Source organism: Streptomyces ortus (assembly GCF_026341275.1).
GTDB lineage: Bacteria > Actinomycetota > Actinomycetes > Streptomycetales > Streptomycetaceae > Streptomyces > Streptomyces ortus.
Genome location: NZ_JAIFZO010000002.1, coordinates 5,684,321 through 5,700,267 on the forward strand (window position 1 = coordinate 5,684,321; position 15,947 = coordinate 5,700,267).

14 protein-coding genes are annotated in these 15,947 nt (G+C 70.5%); 6 read left to right on the forward strand and 8 right to left on the reverse strand.

Annotated features, from left to right (window positions below; all coding sequences use genetic code 11):
• Positions 1–85: 85 nt before the first annotated feature.
• Positions 86–742 (forward strand): mycothiol-dependent nitroreductase Rv2466c family protein, encoded by a 657-nt coding sequence (locus K3769_RS28495; protein ID WP_267029133.1) that lies wholly within the window; start codon positions 86–88, stop codon positions 740–742.
• A gap of 21 nt (positions 743–763) precedes the next feature.
• Here K3769_RS28495 and K3769_RS28500 read toward each other — a convergent pair whose 3' ends face one another.
• On the reverse strand, positions 764–985 hold the full coding sequence (locus K3769_RS28500) for a hypothetical protein (RefSeq protein ID WP_267029134.1): 222 nt from the start codon (positions 983–985) through the stop codon (positions 764–766).
• A 452-nt stretch (positions 986–1,437) separates the two neighbouring features.
• On the opposite strand from K3769_RS28500, the gene K3769_RS28505 reads away from it, so the two are divergent.
• Complete coding sequence (locus K3769_RS28505; RefSeq protein WP_267029135.1) at positions 1,438–2,019, forward strand: biotin transporter BioY; 582 nt, start codon at positions 1,438–1,440, stop codon at positions 2,017–2,019.
• Positions 2,020–2,138: 119 nt separating this feature from the next.
• On the opposite strand, the gene K3769_RS28510 is transcribed toward K3769_RS28505, so the two are convergent.
• Positions 2,139–2,903, reverse strand: coding sequence for a hypothetical protein (locus tag K3769_RS28510; RefSeq protein WP_267029136.1), 765 nt, complete (start codon positions 2,901–2,903; stop codon positions 2,139–2,141).
• A 164-nt stretch (positions 2,904–3,067) separates the two neighbouring features.
• Between K3769_RS28510 and K3769_RS28515 the strand changes: the two genes are divergently transcribed.
• On the forward strand, positions 3,068–5,050 hold the full coding sequence (locus K3769_RS28515) for a serine/threonine-protein kinase (RefSeq protein WP_267031587.1): 1,983 nt from the start codon (positions 3,068–3,070) through the stop codon (positions 5,048–5,050).
• Positions 5,051–5,155: 105 nt separating this feature from the next.
• Here K3769_RS28515 and K3769_RS28520 read toward each other — a convergent pair whose 3' ends face one another.
• A complete protein-coding gene (locus K3769_RS28520; RefSeq protein WP_267029137.1) occupies positions 5,156–6,637 on the reverse strand; it encodes an amino acid permease in 1,482 nt (493 codons plus the stop codon).
• Between the two features lie 242 nt (positions 6,638–6,879).
• Between K3769_RS28520 and K3769_RS28525 the strand changes: the two genes are divergently transcribed.
• Complete coding sequence (locus tag K3769_RS28525) at positions 6,880–7,365, forward strand: ribose-5-phosphate isomerase (protein ID WP_267029138.1); 486 nt, start codon at positions 6,880–6,882, stop codon at positions 7,363–7,365.
• 374 nt (positions 7,366–7,739) lie between these two features.
• Positions 7,740–8,549, forward strand: coding sequence for an Fpg/Nei family DNA glycosylase (locus K3769_RS28530; RefSeq protein ID WP_267029139.1), 810 nt, complete (start codon positions 7,740–7,742; stop codon positions 8,547–8,549).
• Between the two features lie 10 nt (positions 8,550–8,559).
• On the opposite strand, the gene K3769_RS28535 is transcribed toward K3769_RS28530, so the two are convergent.
• The 4 genes from K3769_RS28535 to K3769_RS28550 all read right to left on the reverse strand — a co-directional run bounded on the left by K3769_RS28535 (position 8,560) and on the right by K3769_RS28550 (position 13,011).
• Positions 8,560–9,759: a glycoside hydrolase family 64 protein gene (locus K3769_RS28535; protein WP_372515057.1), complete on the reverse strand. Its 1,200-nt coding sequence runs from the start codon at positions 9,757–9,759 to the stop codon at positions 8,560–8,562.
• A 99-nt stretch (positions 9,760–9,858) separates the two neighbouring features.
• Positions 9,859–10,593 (reverse strand): chitinase, encoded by a 735-nt coding sequence (locus tag K3769_RS28540; RefSeq protein WP_267029140.1) that lies wholly within the window; start codon positions 10,591–10,593, stop codon positions 9,859–9,861.
• Positions 10,594–10,643: 50 nt separating this feature from the next.
• Positions 10,644–11,162: a lytic polysaccharide monooxygenase auxiliary activity family 9 protein gene (locus tag K3769_RS28545; protein WP_267029141.1), complete on the reverse strand. Its 519-nt coding sequence runs from the start codon at positions 11,160–11,162 to the stop codon at positions 10,644–10,646.
• 613 nt (positions 11,163–11,775) lie between these two features.
• On the reverse strand, positions 11,776–13,011 hold the full coding sequence (locus tag K3769_RS28550) for a GNAT family N-acetyltransferase (RefSeq protein ID WP_267029142.1): 1,236 nt from the start codon (positions 13,009–13,011) through the stop codon (positions 11,776–11,778).
• A 186-nt stretch (positions 13,012–13,197) separates the two neighbouring features.
• Between K3769_RS28550 and K3769_RS28555 the strand changes: the two genes are divergently transcribed.
• A complete protein-coding gene (locus K3769_RS28555; protein WP_267029143.1) occupies positions 13,198–14,379 on the forward strand; it encodes a PP2C family protein-serine/threonine phosphatase in 1,182 nt (393 codons plus the stop codon).
• A 383-nt stretch (positions 14,380–14,762) separates the two neighbouring features.
• Here the strand turns inward: K3769_RS28555 and K3769_RS28560 are convergent, their stop codons facing one another.
• Positions 14,763–15,944, reverse strand: coding sequence for a cation:proton antiporter (locus K3769_RS28560; protein ID WP_267029144.1), 1,182 nt, complete (start codon positions 15,942–15,944; stop codon positions 14,763–14,765).
• Positions 15,945–15,947: the final 3 nt, after the last annotated feature.

Consider the following 15,947-nt stretch of genomic DNA (forward strand, 5'->3'; position numbering starts at 1 on the left):
GAATGGCACGAGTGACCGATCGCGTTGAACATGAGCCCGGTGGCTTCGAGGTGCCGGGCGCCGGCGTCCCCCAACGAGGAGAAGCATGTCTGAGCAGAGTTCCGCCAAGACGCCCGTCGACTTCTGGTTCGACCCGCTGTGCCCGTGGGCGTGGATGACCTCGCGCTGGGTCCTGGAGGTGGAGAAGGTCCGGGACATCGAGGTCCGCTGGCACATCATGAGCCTCGCCGTACTGAACGAGCCGAAGCTGGACGAGCTGCCCGACGAGTACCGCGAGCTGCTGTCCACCAAGGCCTGGCAGCCGATCCGCGTGGTGACCGCGGCCTGGCAGAAGCACGGCGACGACATCCTCGGCCCGCTCTACACCGCGCTCGGCAACCGCATCCACAACGGCGGCCTCGGCCCCACACGGGAGGCGATCGTCGGCGCGCTCGACGAGGTCGGCCTCCCCGCGGACCTGATCGACTACGCGGACCAGGAGGACTTCGAGTTCGACGCCCAGCTGCGTGCCTCCCACAAGGAGGGCATCGACAAGGTCGGCCAGGACGTCGGCACGCCCGTCATCGCGGTTCCCGGCGCCGACGGCGAGCAGATCGCCTTCTTCGGCCCCGTCGTCACCCCGGCCCCCAAGGGCGAGGACGCCGCCAGGCTGTGGGACGGCACGCTGCTCGTCGCCTCGGTACAGGGCTTCTACGAACTGAAGCGCACCCGCACGAAGGGCCCGGACTTCAGCAACCTGTAGTCCGGCACGGGCCGGTGGGCGTCACTCCGGCTCGGGCAGCCGCAGGGGCTCCCTGAAGGGCCTCTCGACGTAGAACCTACGCACGTTGCGGCACTGCTCGGCCCCGTCGTCCAGCGGGGCCAAGCACACCAGGTACTCGTCGACGTTCTTCACGTCCAGGTGCTTCTTGAGCCAGGCCGCTTCCTTGGGCTTCAGGAAGCGGTGCTCCTCCTCGGGGCTCTTGCAGGTGACGCAACTCCTCATCGGCATCCCTCACCATCACCCGGAGCCGCCCGTACCGGAAGGCCCCGAACAGGAAGGCCCCCGCGAGTCACGTCCTCGCGGGGGCCTTCCGTCCATCCGCCCGCCCCGCGTGAAAGGTGAGAAGACGATCACGAGGCCGAGCCCTTGTTGCAAGTCTCTTGCAAATGCAGCCTGACAGCAAGAGTGCGGAGCGGTGTGTTCCTCCAGCGCAACCGCAGGCGTGAGCGACGGGAGCGAGGAGGGTGTGCGGCGGGTCACGACGAGCCGCGGCCGGATCACCTCCCCTCCGTGACCAGCATCACGCCCCGACAGGTGTACGGCGCATCCTTTGTCGAAGGTGCACCAACCCCCGCCGATCCCCTTTGTCGACCACTGACGGAGAGACGCACAACCCCCCTGGGATAGCGTCACAACGACCCCCGCCCTCACCCTCACCCTTCGCCGGAGCCCCGATGACCACCGCCGTCGCCCAGACAACCCCGCGCCAGGTCCTCGCCGACCTCCTTCCCGCCTCCCGCGTCAGGGACATCGCACTCGTGGCGGGCGGCGCCGCGCTCACCGGCCTCGCCGCCCAGATCGCGGTGCCCGTCCCGGGCTCTCCGGTCCCGGTCACCGGCCAGACCTTCGCCGCCCTCCTCGTGGGCACCGCGCTCGGCGCGGGCCGGGGCCTCGCCTCCCTCGCCCTGTACGCGCTGCTCGGCCTGGCCGGTCTGCCGTGGTTCGCCGAGGGCTCCTCCGGCGCCACCGCCTCCTTCGGCTACATCCTCGGCATGCTGCTCGCCGCGACCGTCGTGGGCGCCCTCGCCCGCCGCGGAGCCGACCGCTCGGTGGTCCGCATGGCGGGCGCGATGCTGCTGGGCGAGGCGGTCATCTACGCGATCGGCGTCCCGTACCTGGCCGTCGTCGCCGACCTGACGCCGGCCCAGGCCGTGGCGGCGGGCCTGACCCCGTTCCTCATCGGCGACGCCCTCAAGGCCGCCCTGGCCATGGGCGTGCTCCCGGCCGCCTGGAAGCTCGTCAAGCGCGAGAGCTGACGGCCGCCACACCGTAGTTCCCCTGGAAGAGGTTCGCCGGGTCGTACTCCGGCCGCAGTCCGGCGAGCCTCTTCCGCGTCCGCGTCCGCCTCAGCGGGCCGTGAACGACGCCGGCAGGATCAGGACTCGCTCCTTCGCCCGTCGCGCCGCTGCGTCCACCACAGCCCCGCCACCCCCGCGGAGATGAGCGCGGCGCCCGCCGCGCCGAGCGGCAGCACCTGGTCGGCGGGACCGGTCCTGGGCAGCTCCTGGCCACCTGACTTGTCCCCCGAGGAGTCACCGGCCTTGTCGCCGCCCGGGGTGACGGGGCTGTTGTCGGTGCCGAGCAGGAGAGGCGTCGCCGGAGCGTTCGGCGAGGGGTTGTTGGCCCCGAACGGGACCGGGCCCTGCTGCCAGAACGTCTTCTTGCCGTCGGCGGCCTGGACGGGCAGACAGATCTTTCCCTCCTTCTTCAGATCGAACGTCGCGTCCACGGCGTACGACTTCGACTTGCCGGCGCCCAGCGTGTCGATGGCGCAGGCGAAGCCGCTGTTCGACCCCTCGGGGAGATCTTTCTTGGCGATTTCCGAACAACCTTTGACGCTTTTGACCGAGAGGCCGTCAAAACCGACCACGAGCAGTTGAATCGCACCGCTCTCCTTTGTTCCCCCGTTCTTCACCGTGGCGGTGATCGCCGTCTTCTGCGAACCGTTGTCGACGCTGATCTTCTCGGGCAGCGAGGTCGTCAGCTTGACACCCGCCGGTGCTCCGTCAACGGCCTTTCCCCCCTTGTCGCTCATCGGTCCCGGCTCGTCCGCCGTGGCGGAGAAGGAAAGGATCATCACCGCGGAAAAAGATGCGGTGAGCAGTGATCCTGTGGCGATCGTCCTACGACGAGAACTCATGTCCGTCCCCCTTGTAACCCCGTGACTGCGCCTGAATTCGCAGTACTTGAAGAGGTACCACAAGATTTCTCCGCACTATGCTGGGCGGCACGAAGTTGTGGCCGTAGTGCTTCTTTTCGGTTCTTCTGTGGCAGGTGTTGAAGGGGGGCATGGGGGTGCCGGAAATGACAAGGGGCGGTATTCCGGGATTGCTGGTTACAGGTCGGTACCGCTTGGTCGAAAGTATTGGACAAGGCGGAATGGGGCGGGTGTGGCGGGCCGCCGACGAAACGCTGGACCGGCAGGTGGCCGTCAAGGAGATGCGCATAGACGGCATGGACCAGGAGGACGCCAGAACGCGCCGCGAACGGACCCTGCGCGAGGCCAGGGCCACCGCCCGGATCGACCACCCCAATGTGGTGCGCGTGTACGACGTCGTGGACGAGGGCGAGCGTCTGTGGATCGTGATGGAGCTGGTCGACGGCCGCTCCCTCGAACGGGTCGTGGCGGAGGACGGGCCGCTGAGCCCGCGCGCCGCGGCCCGGATCGGGCTCGAACTGGTGGCGGCGCTCGACCAGGTGCACGCGGGCGGTGTCCTGCACCGGGACATCAAACCGGCCAACGTCCTGATCGAACGGCGGGCCGGCCGGGTCGTCCTCACCGACTTCGGCATCGCCGCCATCCAGAACGCGGAAGCCCTCACGATGGCCGGCATGCTGGTCGGCTCCCCCGACTACATGGCGCCCGAGCGCGTCTCCGGCCGCCCGCAGGGCCCGCCGTCCGACCTCTGGTCCCTGGGCGCGACCCTCTGCGCGGCACTGGGCGGCCGGTCCCCGTTCTCCCGCGCGACGACCCTCGCGACCCTGCACGCCGTGCTGTACGAGGAGCCCGAGATCCCGGCCGCGGCGGGGGAGGGGGAGTTGCGGGACGCGCTCACGGCCCTGCTCCTGAAGGACCCCGCGGACCGCCCCGCGCTGGAGGACCTGGCCGCGATCCTCGGCCCGGCCGCGGACGGCACCGCGGGGACGGCGGCGCTGACGGTCCCGGTCACGGCCCCCGGCGCCGAGGAAGCCGTACCGGAAGCCGCTCCGGAGGCGACCCCGGACACGTCACCGGAAGCGACCCCGGAAGCGACACCGGGATCGGGCCCCGCCCCCCTCCCGGAGCCCGACGAACCGGCCGCGCGGGCGGCGACCACCCCCGCGCCCCCACGGGTCGAGCGCACGACCCCCCTGTACGTACGCATCCCGCCCCCGGAGCCGGTGGAGGACGCGGTACCGGCCGGGCACGCCCCGACCCGGGAGGCACCCCCCTCCGAACCACTCCCGAACGTGGAGAACACGTCCTCGGAAGCCCCTCGCGAGGGCACGCCCGAACTCCCCTCCGAGGGCGCGGCACCCGGACAGGCGTTCCGCGCACCGGGCGTCCGGCTGGAGCGGCACAAGCCCCCGCCCCCAGCACCACGGCCACCACAGCCGAAGTCGGAGCCGCAGCCGCAGCCGGTGCCGGAGCTGAAGCCGGAGTCGGAGCCGGAAGGGAATGCCGAGCCGCCCACGAGGCCCGGGAGCACCCCGGCCCCGTCCGTACTCCGCAAGGGCCTGATCACCGCCGGGGGCGTGGTCGTCGCCGGGGCACTCGCCGCCCTGCTCATCCCGATGCTCGGCGGCTCATCCGGCGACAAGGACCACGCGGGCCCCTCCGCGGCGTCGTCCCCCACCGTCGCGGGTACCGCCCGCCCGCCGAGCCTCCCGGCGGGCTCCCGCACGGAGGCCGGTATGTACGCCTGGGTGCCGCCCGACGGCTGGGACCGGGTCGCGCAGAGCGGCGCCGAGGTCCACTACACGTCACCCGACCGCAAGCAGGAGATCCTGGCCAACGCCTCCCCGGCCCGCGGTGACCTGCTGGAACAGTGGAAGAAGACGGAGGTGACCACCAGCGAGGGCCTCGACTACCAGCGGATACGGCTGGAGGAGACCACGTTCCGGGGGGCGCCCGCCGTCGTCTGGGAGTACACGGTCACGGCCAAGGGACTGCCCTGGCACGCCCGGCTGCTCGGCTTCGACGTCGACGGCAAGACGTACGAGGTCACCACCTGGTACCAACCGGACGTGGAGGATCGGGCACTGCGGGTCTACGAGAACCTCAAGAAGACCTTCACTCCCCTGTGACCGCACACCGCACACCGCACACCGCGCATCACACATCACACATCACACACGACGGCGCCTCCGCGGAAGGGAACCGCGGAGGCGCCGTCGTGTGCGGAACAGCGGTCAGACCTGCTCGGTGTCCGACGTCTCCCGCGGTCGTGCGTCCCCGCCGCGCCGCACCTTCTCCAGTACCAGCGAGATGCCCACGACCACGCCGGCCACCAGCAGTGACAGCAGCACGGTCTGCCGGCCGTCGTGCTCGGTGTCGGTGAGCATGTAGCCGAGGACGAAGACGATCAGTGCGATCGTCGCCCACGTCAGATACGGGTACAGCCACATCCGTACGACCAGTTTCTCCGGCGTCTCGCGCTCGATGATCTTCCGCATGCGCAGCTGCGAGAGACAGATGACGAGCCAGACGAACAGGGCGACCGCGCCGGAGGAGTTGACGAGGAAGAGGAAGACCGAGTCGGGGAACTCGTAGTTGAAGAACACGGCGACGAAGCCGAAGGCGACCGACGCGAGGATCGCGGTCATCGGGACGCCACGGCCCGTGGTGCGGGCGAAGGCCTTGGGCGCGTCACCGCGCCGGCCGAGCGAGAAGGCCATGCGGGAGGCCGTGTAGAGGCCGGAGTTGAGACACGACAGGACGGACGTCAGCACGATGAACTTCATGATCTCGCCGGCGTTGGCGATACCGAGCGAGTTCAGGGCGGCGACGTACGAACCGTCCTTCTGGATGGACTCGGAGTCCCACGGCAGCAGCGTGACGACGACGAAGATCGAGCCGAGGTAGAAGACGCCGATCCGCCAGATGACGCTGTTGGTGGACTTGGTGACGGCGCGCTGCGGGTTCTCGGACTCGCCGGCCGCGAGGGTGGCGATCTCGCTGCCCATGAAGGAGAAGACGACGAGCAGGATGCCGGTGAGGATCGAGCCGGGTCCGTGCGGCAGGAAGCCGCCGTGCTCCGTGAGGTTCCCGAGCCCGGCGCTGTCGGTGTCGGCGCCCGGCAGCAGACCGAAGACGGCGAGCCCGCCGATGACGATGAAGGCGCCGATGGCGACGACCTTGATCCCGGCGAACCAGAACTCGAACTCGCCGTACGAGCCGACGGAGCCGAGGTTCGTCGCGGTCAGCACCAGCATGACGATGAGCGCCCAGCCCCACTGCGGTACGGCCGGGACCCAGCTCTCCAGGATCACCGCGCCCGCGGTGGCCTCGATCGCGAGCACGACGACCCAGAAGAACCAGTAGAGCCAGCCGATGGAGAAGCCCGCCCAGCGGCCGAGCGCCCGGTCGGCGTGCGCGGAGAACGAGCCCGAGGTCGGATTCGCGGCGGACATCTCGCCGAGCATCCGCATCACGAGGACGACCATGGTGCCGACGAGGAAGTACGACAGCAGGATGCCGGGGCCCGCGGTGGCGATACCGGTGCTGGAGCCGACGAAGAGGCCGGCGCCGATGACCCCGCCGATCGCGATCATCGACAGATGCCGGTTCTTGAGCCCGGCCTGGAGTCCGCCGTCGGGTTCTCCGGGGGTTCCGGGCCCTCCTGGGCCCTCGGGGCCGTTACCGGCCTTCGACAGAGTCGGCTGCGAGGTCATGGGGGGATTCCTTTACGCCGGGGACTGTGGGGACGTTGGGACAGTGGCGAGTGGGGGGGCTCGGCGAGCCGGTCCAGTGAATCCCAGGTGAATGGATTCGTGAACCTTTGAATCCAGATCGTTATTTGAGGTTTCTCTGAGGTTCTGTAGTGTTGCTGGTGCTTTTCCGGGAACCACCCCGGAGAGTTTCCCGCGCCTGCCCCGACGGGGCCGATCCGAAACGGCCGTGTCACACTCGGACCATGCGCGTGTACCTCGGTTCCGACCATGCCGGTTTCGAACTCAAGAACCACCTCGTCGAGTGGCTCAAGTCCGCCGGGCACGAGCCCGTCGACTGCGGGCCCCTCATTTACGACGCCCAGGACGACTACCCGCCGTTCTGCCTGCGTGCCGCCGAGCGTGCCGCGGCCGACCCCGAGGGGCTGGGCATCGTGATCGGCGGGTCCGGGAACGGCGAGCAGATCGCCGCGAACAAGGTGGCGGGGGTGCGGGCGGCTCTCGCGTGGAGCGTGGAGACCGCGGCGCTCGGGCGGCAGCACAATGACGCCAATGTCGTGGCCGTGGGGGCGCGGATGCACTCCGAGGAGGAGGCGACGAAGTTCGTCGAGACCTTCCTGAACACGCCGTTCTCGGGTGATGAGCGGCACGTTCGGCGGATCGACATGCTGTCGGCGTACGAGTCGACCGGGGACCTCCCCGCGATCCCGGCGCACCACCCGCAGGGCTAGAACTTTATTCGCCCCCGCCGCCCCTACCTCGGGGGCGCTACCCCCGAACCCCCGGTCCGCAAACGCCGGACGGGCTGAAGCATTTCAGCCCGTCCGGCGTTTGAGGACGAGCGCGTCAGCGCGACAGGGGGTCCGGGGGCGCAGCCCCCGGTTTCGGGAAGGGGCGGGGCTGGGGAGGAGAACCCCCCTAGGGTCTGTCTGACAATTCCCGTCTGCCGCGCGACGCCATGCACGCACTCTCGCCGCACCGGGCGCAGAGCCAAGTACGTCCAGTACGAGGCTCTACGCCCGGCACACCGAGAGCACGCACCTGACGCCGCGCAGCCGCCCTACGGGCGACGACGGGAATTGTCAGACAGACCCTAGGAGGACCCGTGCCGGAGGGGCACACCATCCACCGCCTGGCCGAGGACTACCTCCGCGCGTTCGGCGACCGCAAGGCCCACGTGACCAGCCCCCAGGGCAAGTTCACGGCCGCCGCCGCCCTCCTGGACGGCACGACCCTCACCACCGCCGAGGCCCACGGAAAGCACCTCTTCCTCCGCTTCGAGACGGAGGACTGGATCCACATCCACCTCGGCCTCTTCGGCAAGGTCGCCTTCGGCGGATCCCCCGCGCTCCCGCCCACCGACACGGTCCGCCTGAGGCTCAGGAACGACACCGCGTACGTGGACCTCCGCGGCCCCACGACCTGCACCCTGATCACGGACGCGGAGAAGCAGGCGATACACGCCCGCCTGGGCCCCGACCCGCTGCGCGAGGACGCCGAGCCGGAGCGGGCGTACGAGCGCGTCTCCCGCAGCCGTACGACGATCGCCGCCCTGCTCATGGACCAGAAGGTCATCGCGGGCGTCGGCAACGTCTACCGCGCCGAGGTCCTCTTCCGGCACGGCATCGACCCGTACCGGCCGGGCCGGGGCGTCACGCGCGCCGAGTGGGACGCGATGTGGGCGGACCTGGTGGCGCTCATGCGCGAGGGGGTCCGCAACAACCGGATCGACACGGTCCGGCCGGAGCACGAGCCGGAGGCGATGGGCCGCCCGCCGCGCAAGGACGACCACGGCGGCGAGGTCTACGTGTACCGCAGGGCCACCCTGCCCTGCCACGTCTGTGGCGGCGAGATCCGCACCGCCGGTCTCGCCGCCCGCAACCTCTTCTGGTGCCCTACCTGTCAGAAGGCGTGAGCACCGGCCCTCATTCGAAGGAGTCGAGGGAGATGGTCGCGTCCTTCGGGTCGCCGTCGTGCACCAGCGACTCGTGGTTGCCGACGTCGTCGAACGCGAAGGCGTACGCCTGCCCGTTCTGCATCTGCTCGTGGACCAGCCGGGCGTAGTGGTTGGTGACGCCGTCCTGGTAGAAGCCGGACGCGTCGGCGTCGGGCTGCTCGGAGTTGCTGAGCAGGGTCGACCGGTTGTACGCGGCGCACAGGGTGCGTGAAATGGGGCCGCGGACCTGGTCGTTGGGGGCGTCCAGCTTGTTGTAGCAGCCGAACACGGAGTCCGAGTCGGGCTTGTCGAAGGACGTCACGACGGCACCCGTACCGTCGGTGAAGTCCATCTTGTCGCCGTTGACCTTGCCCTGGAACTTCTTGTCGGGCTGGTCCTTGAACGGGGTCACCGTGAGCGTGTCGGTGGCGTACTTCGTCCAGACCCGGTCGATGTAGTCGTTCATCACATCCGCCGGGATGGCACCCGAGCCGATGGCGTGGCCCGGGGCGAGCACCCGCAGCGGTGTGCCGTCGCCGCGGGACTCGACCAGTCCCTCCCAGCCGCCGCCCTGTGCCTTCAGCCCGTCGACGACGGCCCGGTAGCCGCCCGGCTTGAGCTTGCCGGTCTCCTTGGTGGAGCCGTCGCCGGCGGTGAGCCCCACGGAGTAGGGGGCGGAGAACATGTCGACCTGGGTGGAGTTCAGCCACAGACCGGAGTCGTTGAGCGTGTACTCGGTCCAGTTGAACAGGGTGTCGTGGTTGGGGTCCGAGGCGTTCTGCACGGCGGGCTGCACGAGTCCACCGTCGGCGAGCCTGAAGTCCAGCTTCTGGCCGTACGAGAAGTAGACGCGGCCGGAGAACTTCGGGAGCCGGACGGTCTTGGACGCGCCGTCGGCGGGCCCGGCGAACGAGGCGTCGGGGGCCGGGACGGGCGGGGCGCCACCAGCCGGCCAGGCGTGGAAGGTGCCGGTCTCGTCGGCGTATCCCTGCTTGCCGGAGGCGAGTTCGGTGCCGATCACGTACACGTACACCTGCTCGCCGCTGCCCGAGGTGTTCTTCAGGGTGAGCGGGATGGTGTCCGCGACGGCGGAGGCCCGGTCGGCCGGTCCTGCGACGATGGCGACGGCGCCGAGCGCCGCCGCGACGGCCAGGGACGCCGTCAGCTTGCGGGGGGAGAGCAGATTCATGCGGTCCTCGTCAGTGGGGTGAGGGGGGATGGAGGGCGGGCGGGTGCCGCTCGGTCCGGGTGGGGCCGGAGCCGAGCGGCCAGGGGCTCGGCCCCGGGGTCAGCAGCTGAGGTTGCCGCCGGGCTCGACGCCGAGCAGTTGCGTGAAGCGCTGGTAGTTGTCGATCCGGCTCTGGACCTGGCCCGGGTTGCCGCCGTCGCACTCCAGGCTGCCGTTGATCGAGCGGATGGTCTCGCCGAATCCGGCGCCGTCGACCATGGCGTCGTGCGGCGTCATGGTGCCGGGCCCGGTCTGGGTGTTCCAGTACCACAGGCCCGTCTTCCAGGCGACGGCCGCGTCGTTCTGCACGAGGTCGGGGTTGTTGAGCAGGTCGATGCCGAGGGCGTCGCCCGCGGCCTTGTAGTTGAAGTTCCAGCTGAGCTGGACCGGGCCCCGGCCGTAGTACTTGTCGTTGCCGGCCGGGCAGCCGTACGGCTGCCCGGTGTCGCAGTAGTGCGGGTAGTTGGCGGTGTTCTGCTCCACCACGTACTGCAGGCCGCCGGTCTCGTGGCCGACGTTGGCGAGGAAGGCGGCGGCCTCCTGCTTCTTCACCGTGTCGCTGCCCGTGGTGCCGAAGCCCGGGTAGGCGTCGAGCGCGGCGGTGAGACCGCTGTACGTGTAGAACGAGTTGCGGCCCGGGAACATGGCGTCGAACTGGGCCTCGCTGACCACGAACGCGGCGGCCGAGGTGTTGTCGCCGGCCTTCTGCGCCGAGGCCGTCGGGGCGAGGGTGAGCGTGCAGAGGGCGGCGGCAGCGCCGGTGGCGGTCAGCAGTCCGAGTATGCGTCGGTGCACGGTACGACTCCTGTGGGGTGGGAGTGAGGTGTGGGGGGACGCGCGGCCCGTCAGCCGCCGACGTTGACGTCGATGCAGGCGTAGAAGGCGTTGTCGGTGTCGGCCACGTTCCAGACGGCCAGGACCTTCTGCTTGCCGGTGAGGCCGCCGAAGTCGACCTGGTGGTTCACCACCGCGTCCGGCTGGGCCCCGCCGTCGTCGAACCGCGCGATCCGCGAGCCGCCGACGTAGTAGTCCCAGGTGCTGGTGGAGTGCCGGGCGGTCAGCTTCCACGAGAACGTCGCGTTCTTCGGCACCGGCGTGACGGTCCAGCCCCTGCTGTCGTCGTCCAGGTCGGAGAAGCGGCTGTTGCCGCCACTGCAGCTGGTCAGGCCCTTGGGGCCCTCGACGCTCTGCGGCTCGTAGGTGATGTCCCCGCAGGACACCGTGCCCGCGGCGCACTGCGCCTGGCGGCTGGGCGGATCGGAGATGTAGCCGTGGGCGCTCGCCGACCCGGCGGGCAGGCTCACGGCGATGACGGGGGCGAGTACGGCACCTATGAGGGCAGCCGTCTTCCTGCTGGCGTGCATGGGGACTCCTTCACATCAGGCCTTCCCGGGCACGCACGGCTGTGTGGGGGACCGTACGTGACGGGACCGGCCTCTCGTGGGTGGGGGGCCAAGAGGCTCGAAGGGGAACCGCTGCGGCCGTTCACGCAGGGTAGGTTGCTCCAGCGAAGGGCCAACTCCCCGAACGGAACGGCGCGTTCTGTTGGCCTAGACCATACAAGTGGCTCGTCGCGATGTGTCAAGGGCGGGAGAAGGCACCGCCTGGGGATGTCCGGCGGTCCGTGCCCCGACACGGGCCCACCCCCGCGGCGGTGTCACGCGGGGGTGCGGTACGTGCGGGGGGCGAAGGTTTCCGCAGGTGACGGAGGCGACGGGACGGCGGACGCGGGGCCGGGCGGGCCCCTCCGCCCGGAACGGACCACCGCACCGCACGGGCAGCTGAAAATTTCTGGGCCCGCCGATGGGATCGACTCGCCGCGCATACGATCGGCCGACCGGGGTACGCGCGACGTCATCGGGCCCTCCACGGCCCAACCGGACCTGCCCGCCCGGAGGTTCACGACGGCACAGAGGACGTATGCGGACGACGGATGCGCGGGGCCGGTTCGTCGGAGGGCCGGTTCACGGGACGGACTCAGAAGCCGTGCGGCAGCCAGGGCGCGACGACGGAGGCGAAGCCGGGCGCGGCCTCCCCGAGGGCGCCCCGGCGCAGTTCCCGCACCCGGCCCGCCGCGGCCAGCGAGACGAGGGAGACGCCGCCGAGGTAGGCCGCCCCCAAGTCCCTTACGGACAGGGCGATGTCGGCCGGGTCGGTGGTCCGCGCGCAGGACGCGCTCTTCGCGTCGCCGGACAGCCGCCAACGCCCCTCGTTCCAGGGACAGAAGGCGTCCTCGACCTCGAACACCACATCCACCGGCGCCTGGTACGTCCGCGCCTCCAGCGCCGCGCCGACCTCGACGAGCCGCACATGGAGCGAGTCGCGCGGCGCCAGGTCGCACCGCCGGGTGTCGGAGACGAGGTGCTGCCAGGCGTCGTCCAGGGGCCTGTTCCACAGCTTGATCCTCGACGTCAGGTCGATACCGAAGAGGTGCCGCCACAGCGCCGCGTACGCGGCCGGGTCCAGCGCCTCCAGATCGCGCACCTCGACCGTGCCCTTCGGCCCGGCCGGCTCCCAGTCCGGCTTGATGAAGTAGCGCGCGTAGCCCACGACTTCGTCCCCCCGCCGCGCGAGCACGCACTGCAGGGGCGAGGTGCCCTTGCGGTCGCTCTCCGGGTCGAGCAGCGGCAGCCGCTCCCAGCCGGGCCGCCGCGCCAGCATCCCGGGCCGCTCCGCCACATGACGCGCGTACACCGCCTCGCAGGCCTCGGGAACCCCCGGCGCGGCCGGCTTCACGAGCCGCAGGCGTACGTCGTCCGTGCCGTCCGGCACCGACAGGCGCACCCGGGCCGTGTCGATCTCGGCGCGCAGTTGCTGGGTCGCGATGCCGTAGCCGAAACGCCCGTAGATGGCCGGTTCGGACGCCGTCAGGGCGGCGAGCGGTTCACCCCAGGACCGTACGTCGTCCAGTTGGCGACGCATCATCGAGGTGAGCACCCCGCGCCTGCGGTGCGTCGAGGCGACGCTCACCATCGTGACGCCGGCGGTCGGTACGGACGCGCCGCCCGGCACCGTGAGCCGGAAGGAGAAGGCGCCGGCCGTGCCCACGCACTCGTCACCGTCCCAGACCCCGAGGGAGCGGTCGTACTCCGTGAGATCGCTCCACAGGGCGCGCTCCTCGGCCGATTCCGGGACGCCGCCGAACGCGAGCTCCAGTTTCCCGTACCACGCGTCCCAGTCGGCGGGGGTCAGCGCGCGCAAGTCTGTCGTCATGTCCCCATGCCTACCAGGGCAATCCGGGATGAGCGACCGGATTTCTCCCGGGCGGGCGGTGCCGGGTCCCCTTCCGGCCGTACGCTCTGCGATGACCGGGCTTCCCTGTGACTTCCGTCCCCGGACGGGGGACAAGTGGGACCTCCCGTGCCAAGCACCTGGTCCGATGGATAGGGTCCCGAACTAATGGCAGCAGGACGAGAGCGGCGCGCAGAAGCCGATACGTTCACGGCCCGGTTGAAGAAGCAAGTACACCGGGTCCGCACAGGGCTGCGCAGATCCGCCGTCGACTACTTCCGCGGCGACGGCTCCGACTGGGTCGCGCTGGCCCTGCTCCTGATGACCATTCCCGTGCTCGCCGGCGTCACACTCATGAACTCCGTCTGGTGCTCGCCGGCGTTGCTCGTCCTGCCGATCGTCGCGGGCGGCCTCCTGCTGCGCCCCTCCAGCCTGCTCAGCCTGTACGCCGCTGCCGCCACCGCGCTGATCGTCGAGTCCGTGAGGCTCGGCCCGTACACCGAAGGCCCCTCCCGGGTGACACCGGGCATCGTGCTGGTCGTCGCCGCGTGCGGATTCTTCGGCCTGCTGATCGCCCAGTTCCGCAGCCGGGTCGGGGTGCCGTGGCGGCGCGGCGGGACGATGCTGTTCGACCTGCGTGAACGGATCCGGGTGCAGAGCAAGCTGCCGAAGCTGCCGGCGGGCTGGCACCGGGAGATGGCGCTGCGGCCGGCCGGCGGTCAGTCGTTCTCCGGCGACTTCGTCGTCGCGGCGCGTACGAACGGCGGGCGCACACTGGAGGTCGTCCTGACCGACGTCTCCGGCAAGGGCATGGACGCGGGGTCGCGTGCGCTGCTCCTGTCCGGCGCGTTCGGGGGGCTGCTGGGGTCCCTGCCGCCGCACGCCTTCCTGCCCGCGGCGAACGGCTATCTGCTCCGCCAGGACTGGGACGAGGGCTTCGCCACGTCCATCCACCTGGTCCTCGACCTGGACTCGGGCGACTACGAACTCTTCTCCGCCGGACATCCGCCGGGCCTTCAGCTCAGCGCGGGCAACGGGCGCTGGGAGGAGAAGGTCGCGGAAGGGCCGCTGCTCGGGGTGTACGGCGGGGCGCAGTTCGACTCGGTCAAGGGCTCTCTGCGTCCCGGTGACGTCCTCATGCTGTTCACGGACGGCCTGGTGGAGACGTCCGAGCGGGACATCGTCGAGGGCATCGACCGGCTTACGGGGGAGGCGGACCGGTATGTGGCCGGTGGTTTCCACGGGGCGGCCTGGCATCTGATCGAGGCGGTGGCGAAGGACGTGAACGATGACAGGGCGTTGCTGCTGATCTGCCGGGAGGGCGCGACGACGGGTCCCGCGACCCTCTGACCCCGGGCGGGGCTGCGCCCCACCGCCCCGCCACGTGGCGAGCCTTGAAGCCGGGCGGTTCCGGGCCCCTTGCCCCCCAGCCGGGCGGTGCCTTGCGTTCCTGAGGGGGCGTCACGCCGGGCTTCCCTCTGCGCAGTTCCCCGCGCCCCTGAGGGCGGGGCTGCGCCCCGATGCCCGGCCAGGTGGTTCTTGCGTTCCTGAGGGGGGTCATGTTTGCGCTTCCGTTTGCGCAGTTCCCCGCGCCCCTGAGGGCGGGGTTGCGCCCCCCGGCCCCCCTGCCGGGTTTTTCAGCCTGTCCGGCGTTTGAGGACATGGGGGGGCGGGGGCGTAGCCCCCGAATGGGGACGGGAACGGGTAGGGGCGGCGGGGGCGAGAGGGGTTTCTCAGGCGACCGGTGTCGGCTCCTGCGGCTCAGGGGTCCGCTCGCTCTTCCCGCCGGGGAGCACCCGCGCCAGCCACCCCGACCGCCCCGCGGCCAACGGCCCCAGCACGGCCAGCACCAGCACATACCCCGCGATGAACGGCGACAGCCGCTCATCGAGCCCCGCCACCGCGGCCATCGTCGCAAGGATCAACGCGAACTCCCCCCGAGCCAGCAACGTGGTCGAGATGTTCGCGGCGGGCCCCGCCCCGAACCCGTAGATCCGCGCCGCCCCCAACCCCGCCAGCACATTCATGACCAGCGTCAGCGCGACCGCCGCCAGCACCGGCCACAACACGGTCGGCAGATCCCCCGGATCGATGGACAGGCCGAACGCGAAGAAGAACATCGCCCCGAAGGCGTCCCGCAGCGGATGCACCAGCTTGAGGATCCGCGGCCCCGACGTCGTGCTGCCGAGCATCAGACCCACCATGAACGCCCCGATCGCGTCCGCCACTCCGAACCACTCCGAGACCCCCGCCATGAACACGGCCGCACCGAGGAAGGAGATGACGAGCAGTTCGTCGTCCCTGGTGTCGAAGAGCCGCCCCACGATCCGCGTACCGAAGCGCGCGGCGAGCGCCAGCAGCAGCAGGAAGGCGAAGGCCTTCCCCCCGTCCAGGACCGCCGAGCCGAGTGAGTCGGCGCCGGACAGGATCGGCTGGAGGGCCGCCAGGTACAGGGCGAGGAAGATGTCCTCCACCACGATGATGCCGAGGATCGGCTTGGTCTCGGGATTGCCGAGCCGCCCCGTGTCGACCAGCACCTTCGTGACGATCGCCGACGAGGAGATACCGAGCACACCGGCGAGCACCAGCGCCTCGGACGTACCCCAGCCGAGGGCGAAGCCGAAGCCCAGGCCCGCGCCGACGTTCAGGGCGAGGTAGGTCCCTCCGGAGAGCGCCATCCGGCGCCCGCCCGCCTTGAGGTCGTCCATGTGGAATTCGAGGCCGAGGTAGAAGAGCAGCAGCACCAGGCCGAGCGCGGAGAGCATCTCCATCTCGTGCGGGTCCGAGACGAGCACGAAGCCGGGCGTGTGGGGGCCGAGGAGTATCCCGGCCAGGATGAAGAGAGGGATGGTGGGGAGCCCGATCCGGGCACCCACGCGGGCGAGAACGGCGGCGGCCAGAAAGGCGCCGCCCATGGC

What these genes read in the sequence shown, in the direction of transcription:
- K3769_RS28515 (WP_267031587.1), top strand. Translation starts at nt 3,068, where the DNA reads ATGACAAGGGGCGGTATTCCGGGATTGCTGGTTACAGGTCGGTACCGC.
- K3769_RS28495 (WP_267029133.1), top strand. Translation starts at nt 86, where the DNA reads ATGTCTGAGCAGAGTTCCGCCAAGACGCCCGTCGACTTCTGGTTCGAC.
- K3769_RS28560 (WP_267029144.1), bottom strand. Translation starts at nt 15,944, where the DNA reads ATGGGCGGCGCCTTTCTGGCCGCCGCCGTTCTCGCCCGCGTGGGTGCC.
- K3769_RS28500 (WP_267029134.1), bottom strand. Translation starts at nt 985, where the DNA reads ATGAGGAGTTGCGTCACCTGCAAGAGCCCCGAGGAGGAGCACCGCTTC.
- K3769_RS28520 (WP_267029137.1), bottom strand. Translation starts at nt 6,637, where the DNA reads ATGACCTCGCAGCCGACTCTGTCGAAGGCCGGTAACGGCCCCGAGGGC.
- K3769_RS28535 (WP_372515057.1), bottom strand. Translation starts at nt 9,759, where the DNA reads ATGAATCTGCTCTCCCCCCGCAAGCTGACGGCGTCCCTGGCCGTCGCG.
- K3769_RS28545 (WP_267029141.1), bottom strand. Translation starts at nt 11,162, where the DNA reads ATGCACGCCAGCAGGAAGACGGCTGCCCTCATAGGTGCCGTACTCGCC.
- K3769_RS28555 (WP_267029143.1), top strand. Translation starts at nt 13,198, where the DNA reads ATGGCAGCAGGACGAGAGCGGCGCGCAGAAGCCGATACGTTCACGGCC.
- K3769_RS28525 (WP_267029138.1), top strand. Translation starts at nt 6,880, where the DNA reads ATGCGCGTGTACCTCGGTTCCGACCATGCCGGTTTCGAACTCAAGAAC.
- K3769_RS28510 (WP_267029136.1), bottom strand. Translation starts at nt 2,903, where the DNA reads ATGAGTTCTCGTCGTAGGACGATCGCCACAGGATCACTGCTCACCGCA.
- K3769_RS28505 (WP_267029135.1), top strand. Translation starts at nt 1,438, where the DNA reads ATGACCACCGCCGTCGCCCAGACAACCCCGCGCCAGGTCCTCGCCGAC.
- K3769_RS28550 (WP_267029142.1), bottom strand. Translation starts at nt 13,011, where the DNA reads ATGACGACAGACTTGCGCGCGCTGACCCCCGCCGACTGGGACGCGTGG.